The following is a 12,591-nucleotide window of genomic DNA, read 5'->3' as shown; positions in this document are numbered from 1 at the left end:
CGTACTTCTCTTACCGGCCACTGATGTGGTCGGTATCCGGTGCCATCGAACGGGCAGAGCGCTGGCCGCGCATGGAGGCCTGACGTGCCGCTTCCCTGCCTGCCAGCAGGAACGCCGTCGCGCCACCGGCTGCGACCTTCGCCGATCCCCGGCCCACTGCCCCGGCACTGGTTTTCAAAGCCTGTGCCGCTTTTGCACCGCCGGTTCCGGCACGGTCGGCTTTTTGCAGCTCCCCGATCGTGCGGGTCTCCGGCTGGCCCTGACCACTCTGACCGGTGGGTGTGCCTTGTTCGTTGGGAACCCGGGAAGCTGCACTGCGGCGGCCCGAAACCCCGGCTCCTTGGGAACCAAGTCCTGATCCTGACGTGCTCTGACCTTCTGAAGGCGTTGCCTGCCCGGTCAAGCCGTTCGACCCGGGACCACCACCGGGGGTAGTCCCGTTCCGGCCGCCGGGGGTGCCGGACTGAACCTGGGCGGTTCGCTTCTGCCGGATCGCGGAGGAGATCGCTGCCCCGGCGCCGGCGACCATGGCCGCCCCGGCGACGGACTGACGGCCCTCGCCCAGATTGCTTGAGGATGACGGAAGGATCGGCACGTACTTGTAAATCAACGGCAGCGCGAAAGCTAAAAGGCACATCGCGGCTGCGGCAAGGAACACCGACGTCGCGTTCACCATGCCGTCTTCCACGCCCTCGCCGACGAACGCCGGACGTGAGGCGATGTAGCTGAAGACTGCTCCCATGAGCAGAAGCAGCAACGGCTTTGACAGTGAGATCCCGAGCCACAACGCGCCGACCTTGCCTACGCGTTCGCGGTACTTCGGGTGGATCAAGAAGCCGACCATCATGGCTATGCCCAACCCCAGCAGGTACAGGGCGAGCGGCTGCAAGGCGAGTAACCCGAGCATGGCCCAGGCCGCGATGAACAGCAGGCCGAATAGCAGGACCGCCGCCAGCGGCCCGAACGCTCCGCTGGCTTCGTAGGAAGCGAACCGGGAAATGGCGACCCCGAAGTCCGTGACCCGGCTGGAAGTCCAGAACGATATGCCTTCAGTCATGTCGCTCATCCAACCGTTGATCACGTAGCCGATCGGAGGACCGAACAGCACAAGGATCATGGACAACGGCCCGTACCAGAGCAGCGACGTCCGGGCGGAGTCCATATCGATCTCTTCGTTCGAGACGTCTTTCCAGAGCTTGAAATACACCAGCCCCATGATCAGGATCCCGATCCCGGCAAACACAGCCCACGTCGCCCGGAAACCGTCATCAACCTCGAACACTGAAACCTTCAACAGGTTGTTCAGCACCTCGTTGGTGGACTTCACACCCTCGGCCTTGACGGTGTTCGCGAACTTCTCAAACCCGTCCTTCGCGTTCGCGATGAACGCCACAGTATCCACAGTGCCCAAGACGACCTGACCACCCGGCATCGCCGAGATAGTCGTCCGCATCACCACACCAGCAATCGGAGCGTATTTCTCCCATAGCGCTGAAGCCACGCAATAGGACACTGCTGCGTCAGGAGCCCCGGTTGAGGAAAGGCCGCTGCAGAAACGAGGTTGTGTTCGGTCGTAGTCCAAGGACTGTTCGGGGGTGGTGAGAAATGCTCCGAAGGCCTTGGCAGCAGTGTTCTCACAGTTGCTTCCGCCCATAGTTCCGTAGAAGACCACGTTGCTGCAAGCCTTCTTACCGTGCTCCAGGTTCAAGCGGTCCCGTATGCCGTTCCGTTGTGCTTCCGGCAGCCCTGCAAGGCGTTTGAGCTGGTCCGCGTTCAGCTTCTCAGTCGTGTTCACTTCGTCAGCTGCCTCAGCGGGTCCAGCGAAGACGACGCCGAAGCCTAGGAACAGCGCCAGCAGGGTCGCGACGAGGCGTAACACCCGGCTAGCGCTTAGCGTTTGCATACTCAACCCACCCCTCCTTGCTCTTGCCCTCGAAGACCCAGTTCACTAGCGACTCGTCCAGAATCGGGATGGCCCCCGTTGGGCCCTTAGGGTCTTGCCCTCCAGGCCCTGCATCCTTGACCCTGCCTCCGAACGACGGGTCGTCGGCCTTCGGCATAGCGTCCGTAATTTTCCAGTCACCATCCCATCCGAGCTGCATCGTGACAGTTCCGAAGCTTGCCAACGGGACGCTGTCAGTTCGGCCATCAAGAGATCCGGTGAAGACCTGGACCACGGCCTTCTTCTTTTCTTCGCAGCCCGCAAGCCGGTACATGCCCCCAGCACTAACGTCGGATCGCTGTATCCAGCCCCCTTCAAACGCTCCAGGAGGCTGCTCTTTCAGTCCGGCCAGGGTGTCCCCAGCCAAGGTGGCCGTATCAAACCATGGACCAGTTTCTGAGAGCTCCTTCAGCGTCTTCTTCTGTTGGGCCCAAGTGGTGACATTGACGTCCCTGAGAAGGTGGGCGTAGTTAGCGGCGGCTTGGGCGGCAGAGCCGCAGCTGCCGTTGTAACCGGTGATGGTCTTGCCGTCGCTCGCGGTTTTTGTTCCGCCTTCGCCGATCTTGATCCCGGAGACGGGGAATCCGAACTTCCCGGAAGCCTGCAGGGAGCTGGGATCATCCGGTTTGGCTGCCGGTGTCGGTGGGTTCAGCAGGACGACGGCCACAGCGATAATCAGAATCACCGCCCCCAAGGCTGTGAGCAGTTTCCAGTGCTTCCGCATGGGCTAGGCTCCTGCTGCCGTGGCCAGGGCCAGGATGCCGCCGATGATGACGCTTGCGCCGGCAGCGGCACCGAAGGCGATGCCGGTCTTCTTGGCCCCTGCTGCGCCGTCTTCGATGTCGTCGGAGTGGCCACGGTTGCGGGCGATTCCCCACTTCATGAGGTTCCAGATGAACATGCCGGCAAGGAGGATCAGGGCAAGCGCCCAGAGTGCGCCGAGGACCATTTGGACGGCTCCGGTGAACTTCACACCGAGGACATCGATGCTGGGCGTCACGCCGTCCAGGGGGTTGTCTATGGTGGGTACGGCGCTGCGGATGATGATTTCGTTGCGGATCGTGGTGAACATGATTATTGGGCTCCTTAGAGGTTGATGGTTTTGGTGGAGGTGGCGCGGTCGATGGCCAAGAGGCCTTCAGCGATTTCCGCTGATGCGCGTTCGAAGGCGCGGCGGGCCGGGTCTCCGACGAGCTGCCAGTCGATGATCGAGCCGGTATCCAGTGCCCCGTCGTAGGGGATGTCGATCAGGACCCGCACCGCTGAGGCTAGGTTCTCGCGAAGCTCTGCCTGCTCGGCTGCGGAGACTTTCGCTCCGCCGCCCTGGGTGACCAGGACGACGGCGTTGGTCACCAGGTTCTTGTAATGCGGGTTGCCGGTGCGTTCGGACATGGATTCGAGTTGCTCGATCATCCGCAGGGCGGACACGACAGCGTTGCGCTTGAGCGTCGTGGGGATCACGAGCTGGTCGGTGACCTCGATGGAGGCGAGCCAGTTCGCTGAGCGGGTGTTGTTGCCGGTGTCCACGATGATGGTGTCGTAGAAACGGCTGACCACGGTGTGGATGCGGTTGAACTCGTCGGCACCAATAGATTTCATGCGGTCCGCGTCCTCGTCCGCGACCAGGACGGAGAACTGGTTGTTGCCCTGATGGCGGGTGTAGTAGGACAGTTCGCCCTTGCGGGCGGTGACGGTCTCGAAGGACTCCAGAACGTTCAACAGATCCCACACGGTGCGGGTAGAGTCGTTCGCGTTGGTCCGGACGCCGGCGGTGCCCATCATTTCGTTGTTGTCCCACACCAGTGTCTGCTGGCCGGAGTGGATCCCGAATGTGGAACCAAGCCCGACGCTGCACATCGTTTTGCCCACCCCGCCCAGGGGCTGGGCGACCATGATCTGCATCGGGCGGGAGTAGACCCGCTGGATTGCAGACAGATCCGCCCGACGTGCCAGCTCGGCCGCGCCCACCTTAGGGCTGATCAGACCGAAGCTGACCGCCCGCAGGAACGCCTGCCAGCCCGTGGCCGGCGGCAGCTGGTCATTCACGTTCTCCTTACGCAGCACAGCGGCGCTGCGGCGGCCACTGACCAGCGGAGCCTCCCGGTGCAGGTCCTCCACCACAGGGGTTTCGGCCTTTGCTGCTGCGGCCGGTTCAGTGTCCGGTACTGCGTGGATGATCGGGGCCGGTTCCGGGGTGATTTCTTCGGGTTCGGTGTCGGTCAGGCTGATGGGTGCGCGGCTCTTCCGTTCGCTTCCTTGCCAGTTCGTGCTCATCGGATGGTTCCTCTCCCTCGGTTCAGGGTTTGCTCTTGGGTTCAGGACGTCGGGTCTTGCGGGGATATGGCTGTGACCAGCCAGGGCTGCTGCTGCCCGGACCGGTGCAGGAGCATCGTCCAGCGGCCCGCATCGGTGGAAAATGTTGCGGTGACCGTCAGCGGGTTGCCGGCGTCGCGGCTGATAGCGGGCCCGTCCGTGACTTTGCGGATGGGCACCCTGGCCGGGTCGATGTACTCGGCATCCTCGGCGTATTCCGGTGCGAGATGCGGGGCGAGGTCCGCGAACCAGGTTGTCTCCGGAACATCGGGCCGGGCGAACAGGCCCATAACCTTGGCCGCGGTGTCCTTGACCGCTTTCTCTGAGGCGGCGTCCCACGTCACCTCCGGGACGCCGTAATGCTCATCGGCGCCGTGGTCGTGGCCATCGCCGGCACCGTGGCTCTCCTGGCCGGGCTGTCCGGTGTTCACCGTGGGGGTCGAATCGGCTGCCGGTTCGGTGCCCGCGTTTCCGGCGCAGGCACTCAGCGAGAGCGCGGCGACAAGTGCGGCTGTGAGTACGAGGTGCTTGCGCATCAGAGAATGCCTTTCTCTTTCATGATCGGGGTCGGGTCGATGGTGGGATTAATCGGGACCATGGGGTTGGGCAGGGCGCCGGCGAAGAACTCCATGTGCAGGTGGCGGCCGGTGACGTTGCCCGTTGCACCTTCGGTGCCCAACGGTGTTCCGGCGGCCACAGTGTCGCCTTCCTTGACCTTCACCGAGCCTGCTTCCATGTGGTACATGCCGATGGTGAGCTTTCCATCCACTGTCTGACCGGTAACGCCGGTGCCGAACAGGCCATCAAGATTGCGGACCTTGACGATCTTCATATCCGTCAGGGCCACGATCGTTCCCGGCCCTCCGGGATGAACGAAGTCGATTCCGTAGTGGAAGTTCGCCAGCACACCCCCGGCAGTGCCGGGCGGGGCCGGCCGGGGACCGTAGCCGCTGCTATTGGTCGCCCCTTCCATGGGAGCGACCCACTTACCGGCCAAGTCCCCCACAACCTGGTTGCCCTCAGCCGGGCAGACGCCGGACGGGTCCACCGCAGCGCCGGACTCCCCACCCAAGGCTTTGAAGACCTCTGTGGCCTGGGCACGGAACTTCGTGTAGTGGTTCGGGTCTGCGTTCCGTTGCGTCCGGTGGATGGCGATGGTCGGTTCGAGGGTTTCCCAACCCTCCACCTTCTGGAGGGCTTTGAAGAAGTTCGTCGCCGAGATGGTGGGGTCCATCCGGTCTGTGTAGGATCCCCACGCGCCGTTGGCGCGCTGCTGGAACAAACCACGGGAGTCCGGCCCGGCTCCGTCGCCGTAGTCGATGACGCGGAGCGTGGACTCACCGATCGCAGCCTGGATGCCGATCAGCTGCGCGGAGACGGGCAGCTTGAGGGACTTGGCGGCGTTCATGATCGCTTGGGCATTCTTCATTTGCTCGGCCTCAAACCCGGCCACTCCCCCGGCGGGGGCAGGTCCAGCGGCTGCCCCGGCGGGTGCAGCACACGATGATGCCGCCTGTGCCGGATCACTGTCATCCAGGACAACAGTGACAAGCCCAACGGTCAGCAGCGCAACGATCGAGGCACCGGTAATGACTTTGCGGGCGGTCATCGCTTCACCACCGGACGTTGCTTGCGGACCCAGGAATCGGCGATCCACAAGGTCCCGGCAGCCTCCACGGTAAGAACAACTTCGGGGTGACGGATCCTAAGGACCACACCGGGACGGTCATCGTTGAAGACTGCTGAGGCCTTGTGGCGGGTCAGCAGCTCTGCGTCTATCAAGGCGTCCAGGACTTCGGGCAGGTCCCCTTCGAGACCGGTACGGCGGGCAAGCGCTGCCTCGTACGTCACGCACGCTGCTCGGCCTTCGATGAACTCACGCTCATCCATCAGGCCCACCAGTTCAGTAAGGACCAGACGTTGGTTCTTTGGGACGTTCAGATCGCCGATCCATGACCGGAAGCTCTCACGTCCGTCCTCGGCGCGGGTACGCAGAGACGCGCTCATAGGCCACTCTGTGCCAAACGGCAGCATGCTCTTCAAAATCGTTCCCTCCCCACTGGGCATCCCTACACTTATCAGTCCCCACCGACGTATTTAATAAATCCATACGATGGAGCAATTCGCATTGTCCACGAAATCCCACAGAACCGCTTGTCACGCTCTCTTGCGGGGATATAAAACCCTTCACTTACAAGTCTAACATTAAATGTTAGTGTATTATCCAGTTGTGATGAGATACGGCAAAATAATCAAGTGCCCCGATATGCGAAGCCCCTCACCGCCGTCCAGCCTCAGGCTGAGGCGGCCATGAAGGCTTTCGGGATGAACCAAGTGCGCGCCGCCATCGTCCGACACCTTGCACTGCACCCCGACGGAGTCACATCGGGACAGATCACGCGAGAGCTTTCCGCGACATACCAAACCATCTTTCGGCACCTGCAGGACCTGGAAGAGCAAGGGATTGTGACTTCGGACGCCGGCGAACATCGGCACGGCCAGCGGGTTATCTACACCCTGAATAAGGCTGCCCGCGACAAGGCCTTGGCTGACTATGCGAAGTACCTGGACGGTCGGTAGGGCCTACGCGCCGCCCCACCTCTTGCCCTGCCAGCACCCCCAAAACTTCACATTTTCATTGAGCTTGTGACAAGCTTGTCAAACAGCAAGTAATTCTTGACTCAATATATCATCACTTCGCACAATTATGTTTTTGTCCCACCCTTTGCGCGTATTGTGAAACGCACGACGCAAGCCTCAGCCCCGGAAGCAGATCAATGGCCCTTAGCGCACAGGAGTTCAATGGTTGGCTGTTGGCCCATCACCTGCCCAACGGGACCTCAGACCTAGCCAAGCTCCTTGGCCTGAACAGGGCCACCCTCAACAAGCAACGCCTCCGCGGCCGCGTCAGCGAAGCCACGGTCGTGGGCATCGCCCGTGCAGCGAAGATCAATCCAGTCACCGCCCTGTCCGAGTTCGAGCAATACCATGGTCTGGCTGACGGCATCCAGGCACCAACTGATGCGGAACTTCTGAGCCAAATGACCTACGTGGACATCACGGTAGAGCTCCTCAAACGATCCAGGGCAGACATCGCCCGTCGCCTGGCCGACTACGAGCTAAGCGCAGTCCCGCACGAAGACTCAGTCCGCGAGTGGATTGACGCCGTGGACCCGGGTGACCTCCGCCGCCAGCTCGCAGCCAGCGCCGGCCTCCAGCTGAGCAACCTCTCTGCCCTCCTAACGGATAACCGCCTACCGCCGGAGATCGCCGTTACTGCTGCAAAACTGGCTGGTACATCGACCGTCAGCGGACTTGTCGTCACAGGCTTGATCAAGCCCGAAGAAGCCGGATGGCCCCTTTACTGTCGGGAGAACAGCTTCACGCGCATGGATGACCTGGCACTTATTGACGCAGCAGAGGCCAAACTGAAGCATTTGCGGCGGAAGACGAAGAAAAAAGTCGACGCCGACGCTACGTTGCAGCACTATTGGGAGACGCTGGGCTAATGGACATACTTTTCTGGGTTGTACTCGCACTTGCCGCCGGGCTTAGCCTCACACGTGTCCCCGGCCTGAGCCGCAGCCGAAACCAAGCGATCTTCCTGTGCGGCGTTTCCCTCTGCGCGGCCTTCGCGATCATGCTGCCGCCGGTCTACACGGCCATTGACAGCCTGTTCGTCCGGACCAACTTCACAGACCTTTTCGCCAAGCTGGCGCTCTTCCTGGCGGTCAACATTCTTATCGCTCAGATAGCCAAGCCTCTTCAGGCCCACACGGCGTTGAGGCTCACTGCCGGCATTCCCGGACGGCTGATCCTCGTCCTTGTCTACGGACTGGAAATGGTCCTCTTTGCCCTAACGGACACCAAGACCCCATCCCCCGGCCTCGGCGCCTACATCAACGAACCCATAGCGTTCGGGTACAACGCCGTCACCGTCCTCTACATCGCTTTCCTCTGCAGCTTGCTGATTGGCCCCCTCTACGCCCAGGTAGGCAAACCCGGCCATCCCTTGCAGCGCTGGTCCTCCGGGCTGCTCCTGGCAGGCTTCGCGCTGGCCATCATCCGCGCCATGGTCCTACTGATCGGCTGGGTGGTTCCGGGACTGTACGACGTCGGACAGAGCATCAGCGCTGTCTCCGCCCTGGCCGTCGTGGCAGGCCTCGGATGCGCTTGGATTGCCCTCCGCAAGTACAGCGCCCCTACGATCCGGCAGAGCCACCTTCGAGGGGAGTCAGCATGACAAAAGTGAGGCCCGCAATACTAAAGGAACAGACGACACACCCCACGAGGTTGCAGGATTTCGTTAATCAAAAACGATTAGATGGCCCTATGGCAATCAAGAAACTTGCTCACGGAGGACGTCCCTCAAAGGGGCCCCGGCACACCTTTGTGGTGAAACCCGACCTTACCCGGGCCGAGAAGCTGCGGGCCATCATGGAAATACTCGACACCAACGCAGTCGACTACCTAACTCCCTTGGTGGCCGACCATATCGATTCCATTGATCTTGAGGAACTACGCAACCAGGAGCGATTGCCCTACCCAAAAGCTAGTTAAAGCAGAAGGCCCGCACTAGGCGGGCCTTCTCAAAGTATGCGTTCAGATCCAGTTCTTGGCGGGACACGATCTGAACTTTTCAAGCTCCCTCTCACGAGGTAGCTCCCTTTTTGCACCTTCGAGAAACGAAAGGTAACTGCTGTCTATGGTACCGGAAGCGCTCTTGGCGTCAACGCATGCCCCCCCGGGTGTCGGAACGCAGACGACACCGCAACAAGCCTGGGCCCTTGCCTCCCTGATTGCAGGGGAGCCTTCCTACAGGCTCGGCCGCTGGATCGGCCAGAAGTTCCAATACCCCCGGCCAGCTCAGCCGCCGAAAATCACGCCGACACTGCCTGACCGCCCGGCCGCCGTAACGCTTCACGGCCCCGACGGCCGCGTAGCCACCCTCTGCCTGGACCTCGACACCTCCAAGGCCCTCAAACACGTCGTAGACACCGACGCAGCGCAGCTGGCCACCATACTGAGGAAAGTCGACGTGGGCTTCATCGAAGACTTCTCCCCCAGCGGAGGCCGGCACCTGTACATCCCCCTGCAGGAGCGCATGGACGCGGCCGACGCCCGCGAACTCGTAGAAGCCTTCGCCCTGATGGCCACGAGCCTGGACCCGAGCCCTCACCAAAACAGCACCGATGGCTGCATCCGTGTCCCAGGATCCGCGCACAAGTCCGGTGGCCACCAAACCCTCATCACTCCCTTGGCCCAGGCTTACGACGTCCTGCGCCGCAGGAACTCCCCTGCCGCCGTCCGTTCCCTCCATGCCGCACTGGCGCCGGAGCTGGCCCGCAACCGTGCGCGCAAAGCCCGTGAGACGAAGCTGATTACTGCCCAGCGCACTGCAGCAGCACTGACACTTGCCGCAGATGCAGCCAGGGACTCCCCGCTTCGCAGGATTGCCCGTACGGGGCTCTACGACACGGCACGCTACAAAAGTCCGTCCGAAGCGCGCATGGCCGTCCTGAACCATTTCGCAGCCCGAGGATGGACCCGCGACCAGGTCCAGAACGAGCTGGGCTGCCAGTTCCCTGGACTCGCAGCCCTGTACGGCACCGCCAGCAAGCAGGAACGGCTCCTACCCACCGAGTGGGCCAAGGCCGAAGCGTTCACAGCCCACCGGCCGCCGCAAAAAAGCTCGTTCCCGAAAGCACGGGAAACGACTGTACTTATTAACAACACAAGCCTTACTCAACCCACAGGGGGGGCCACTAAACCTAGCTCCGCGGCAATCCACCAGCTCGTGAACGATCTGGAGAATATCCTTTACGCCGTTCTTGATCACCGCCTTCAAGCACGCGGTCGCGAAGGCCTGGGCCTTCGCCTCCTAATCCGTGGCCTCCTGGGATACATGCGTGCCAAACAAACCAACATCCTGGACGTTGGTTGCCGTACCCTCGCCGTGGCCCTGGGAAAGCACCACGTCACCGTCGCCCGCCTCCTGCCAGTGCTGGTCAAAGCCTGCGACGGCATCCTGACCAAAGTTGCTGACGCCAGGCACAAGGCAGCGGACGTCTACGTGATTCAGTTGCCTGAGCACTACACCCAGCTGGCCCGGGAACTCACCTGGCGCAAAGGACAGGTCCACGCGATCCGCCCCGCATTCCGGGCTCTCGGCGACGCAGCTGCCATCATCTACGAAGGAATCGAACGTAGCCGGCACTCCCCCACCACGGCTGACCTTGTGCGGGCTACTGGCATCAGCCGCAACGCGGCCACCAAAGTACTGACTGACATGGAAGCTTTGGCCATGATCAAACGCCAGGGCCGACACTGGACGACCACTACGGTGAACCTTACGGACCTTGCCGCGCGTCTCGGCGTGCTGGACGACTTCCAGGCCCACATCAGCCGAAATCGACGGGAACGAGCCGCCTGGCACGCCTACCTCGACCGCTTCCGTGACCAGCAAGTAGCCGAAATAGACCTGTATGAGGCTGAACGGGACGAATGGTGGATGCCACCACCCGAAGATGAAGCGGTCTTATGGATGGCGGCATAGCAAGGGGCTGCCGCCCCAAGGTTTTCGAAGGACTCGAAGACCCCGACAGGGATACCATCCGCTGCGCCGGAACGACCATCACCGTGGCAGGAATTTCAGGGATCGCTACACCAACGCCTACGACCCCACAACGGCCCAGGACATCGAAAAGATCATCTTTGTAGGCGGAGAAGTGCGCGCATGGGTGCGCTACGGAGACACCACATGCCTCATCATCCACACGCCCGGGACGACGCCCGTTCAGTGCAAACCCACACAGGAACAACAAGCCGAGAAGCCGCCGACACCCGGCCCGACCGTACAGCCGAAGCCCACAAGCTCCAGCTGGTCCCGCCGCGCTGGACCCCCCCCAGGGGTGGCTAAAGCTTTGACGGATTTGGAAGCGTTGGCCATGATCAAACGCCACGGGCGGCACTGGAAGATCACCACCGTTAATCTGACTAACCTGGCAGCCCGGCTAGGCGTGCTGGACGACTACCAAGCGCATATCAGCCGCAACCGACGGGAACGAGCTGCCTGGCACGCCTACCTGGACCGCTTTCGGGATCAGCAGATGAACGAAACAGACCTGCACGACTTTGAAAGGGAGGAGCACTGGATGCCACCCGATGATTTCCTTAATCTGATTAGTTGCGTGATGGATCTAAACCCAACGAGGCCCAGTGAGTTCTTAGGAGTACGGCCAGGGCCGTCCTGCAAATTCTTCGTATGCTTCGGCTTGTCGGGAGAGCACTTTGACAACGTTAGGGTTGTCGGACGCCAAGGGCGAGAGCTTGATCCGTCCAGCATGAGGCTTTTCCGCAATCCTCCCTGTACTCGTTCGGCAATATTGGCCTTCCTCGGCTTCGCATCGTGGGCACCCCCGGGATTCAACGTCCTCCAGAACTGCAGGCACCAGCTCCTCAGCAGCAGCCTCGGCTGCTCGTCTCTCATCCCGTGCAGTGGCCGCCTTCTGCGCTTTTGCTGCGTCGACAACGAGTGGCGGCACATTGTGGCCCTGAGCCAACAGCGCGGAGTATGTCGTACTGGGATACTCAGGATGGTCTTGAAGGATCTGGCGCAAGGTGTGAATCTGTTTCGGGGACAACAGCTCCCCCGGCTCCAAGACATGCGGTCCTCGTTCTCCGGAGGGGTTCCACGCTGCCGTAGGTGCCGCACCGAATTTGGCGGCGATGGGAAGATCCGCCGCAATGATTAGCCGTGATTCTGCTAAGTGCCCGAATACCTCAACCAGGTCGACAAGGCACTTCTGTGCTGCTTTGGATGCCCCCCGTAGATTCAATGGTGTCGTGCAGCCAAGAAGCATATTTTGAAACTCGCCCAGCGAAGCCGTGAGTACAGCTGCAAAGTCAACGACTTCTTCAAGGGAATAGGGCTGAAATCCGTGTGCGGCTGGGTCATACGCGGGAACAGCCTCAGAGACTGCAGCAGCCTGGATATTCTCCTCAGCTTGACCGGCCGTGAATTCCTGGGGCTTGGTTACAGGGGGAACGCCAGAGTGCACGGCACTGAAACCAATGGTTCCACGACCGGGTATGGACCCACGCAGTTGTTCTGTAAAGGGACGGAAGCCGCCCTGAGTCCGGGCGAAGGCAGCGATCATGGCGCTCACCTTGTCGTGGTGCCAAAGAAATTGGACGTAGGGACTCCGCCCCCGGCCCCCGGTTCGCTGTTGAGGCCGGGCCAAGTCTTGATCAATGGCCTCCGGGGTGGGCTCCGGGCCCCTTCGGAGTCCCATAAGCGTTAGGCAGCCGCCTGTGTCTTTCGACGTCCACCCAAA

13 protein-coding genes are annotated in these 12,591 nt (G+C 61.6%); 5 read left to right on the top strand and 8 right to left on the bottom strand.

The window, feature by feature from the left end; translation table 11 throughout:
* Positions 1 to 10 precede the first annotated feature (10 nt).
* Genes LN996_RS07240 through LN996_RS07210 form a run of 7 tightly spaced genes read right to left on the bottom strand, consistent with a single transcriptional unit; the run spans position 11 to position 6,262 of the window.
* Entirely contained in the window at positions 11 to 1,879 is a 1,869-nt protein-coding gene (locus tag LN996_RS07240) for a hypothetical protein (RefSeq protein WP_231339746.1), read from the bottom strand.
* Positions 1,880 to 1,883: 4 nt separating this feature from the next.
* Positions 1,884 to 2,666: a hypothetical protein gene (locus LN996_RS07235; protein WP_231339745.1), complete on the bottom strand. Its 783-nt coding sequence runs from the start codon at positions 2,664 to 2,666 to the stop codon at positions 1,884 to 1,886.
* Between the two features lie 3 nt (positions 2,667 to 2,669).
* Positions 2,670 to 3,014, bottom strand: a complete 345-nt coding sequence (locus LN996_RS07230; RefSeq protein ID WP_231339744.1) for a hypothetical protein — start codon at positions 3,012 to 3,014, stop codon at positions 2,670 to 2,672.
* A 14-nt stretch (positions 3,015 to 3,028) separates the two neighbouring features.
* Positions 3,029 to 4,216 (bottom strand): ParA family protein, encoded by a 1,188-nt coding sequence (locus tag LN996_RS07225; protein ID WP_231339743.1) that lies wholly within the window; start codon positions 4,214 to 4,216, stop codon positions 3,029 to 3,031.
* A 41-nt stretch (positions 4,217 to 4,257) separates the two neighbouring features.
* Complete coding sequence (locus LN996_RS07220) at positions 4,258 to 4,791, bottom strand: hypothetical protein (RefSeq protein WP_231339742.1); 534 nt, start codon at positions 4,789 to 4,791, stop codon at positions 4,258 to 4,260.
* Positions 4,791 to 5,864, bottom strand: coding sequence for a M23 family metallopeptidase (locus LN996_RS07215; protein ID WP_231339741.1), 1,074 nt, complete (start codon positions 5,862 to 5,864; stop codon positions 4,791 to 4,793). Before LN996_RS07215 ends, LN996_RS07220 begins: the two co-directional genes overlap by 1 nt.
* A complete protein-coding gene (locus tag LN996_RS07210) occupies positions 5,861 to 6,262 on the bottom strand; it encodes a hypothetical protein (RefSeq protein ID WP_231339740.1) in 402 nt (133 codons plus the stop codon). Before LN996_RS07210 ends, LN996_RS07215 begins: the two co-directional genes overlap by 4 nt.
* Positions 6,263 to 6,511: 249 nt before the next feature.
* Between LN996_RS07210 and LN996_RS07205 the strand changes: the two genes are divergently transcribed.
* From LN996_RS07205 to LN996_RS07185, 5 genes are all read left to right on the top strand, one after another.
* The gene (locus tag LN996_RS07205) at positions 6,512 to 6,835 is read left to right on the top strand and encodes a helix-turn-helix transcriptional regulator (RefSeq protein WP_231339739.1); all 324 of its coding nucleotides are present in this window, start codon (positions 6,512 to 6,514) and stop codon (positions 6,833 to 6,835) included.
* A gap of 197 nt (positions 6,836 to 7,032) precedes the next feature.
* A complete protein-coding gene (locus LN996_RS07200) occupies positions 7,033 to 7,764 on the top strand; it encodes a hypothetical protein (RefSeq protein WP_231339738.1) in 732 nt (243 codons plus the stop codon).
* Complete coding sequence (locus LN996_RS07195; RefSeq protein ID WP_231339737.1) at positions 7,764 to 8,498, top strand: hypothetical protein; 735 nt, start codon at positions 7,764 to 7,766, stop codon at positions 8,496 to 8,498. The genes LN996_RS07200 and LN996_RS07195 overlap by 1 nt, the downstream gene beginning before the upstream one ends.
* A 152-nt stretch (positions 8,499 to 8,650) precedes the next feature.
* Positions 8,651 to 8,815 (top strand): hypothetical protein, encoded by a 165-nt coding sequence (locus tag LN996_RS07190; protein WP_231339736.1) that lies wholly within the window; start codon positions 8,651 to 8,653, stop codon positions 8,813 to 8,815.
* A 145-nt stretch (positions 8,816 to 8,960) separates the two neighbouring features.
* Positions 8,961 to 10,811, top strand: coding sequence for a hypothetical protein (locus tag LN996_RS07185; RefSeq protein ID WP_231339735.1), 1,851 nt, complete (start codon positions 8,961 to 8,963; stop codon positions 10,809 to 10,811).
* A gap of 670 nt (positions 10,812 to 11,481) precedes the next feature.
* On the opposite strand, the gene LN996_RS07180 is transcribed toward LN996_RS07185, so the two are convergent.
* Complete coding sequence (locus tag LN996_RS07180; protein ID WP_231339734.1) at positions 11,482 to 12,414, bottom strand: hypothetical protein; 933 nt, start codon at positions 12,412 to 12,414, stop codon at positions 11,482 to 11,484.
* Positions 12,415 to 12,591 lie beyond the last annotated feature (177 nt).

Origin of the sequence: Arthrobacter sp. AK01, assembly GCF_021109375.1 — a bacterium.
Classification (GTDB): Bacteria; Actinomycetota; Actinomycetes; order Actinomycetales; family Micrococcaceae; genus Arthrobacter.
The sequence above is the reverse complement of the archived record's forward strand: the minus strand, read 5'-3'. Positions and strand labels throughout refer to the sequence as shown.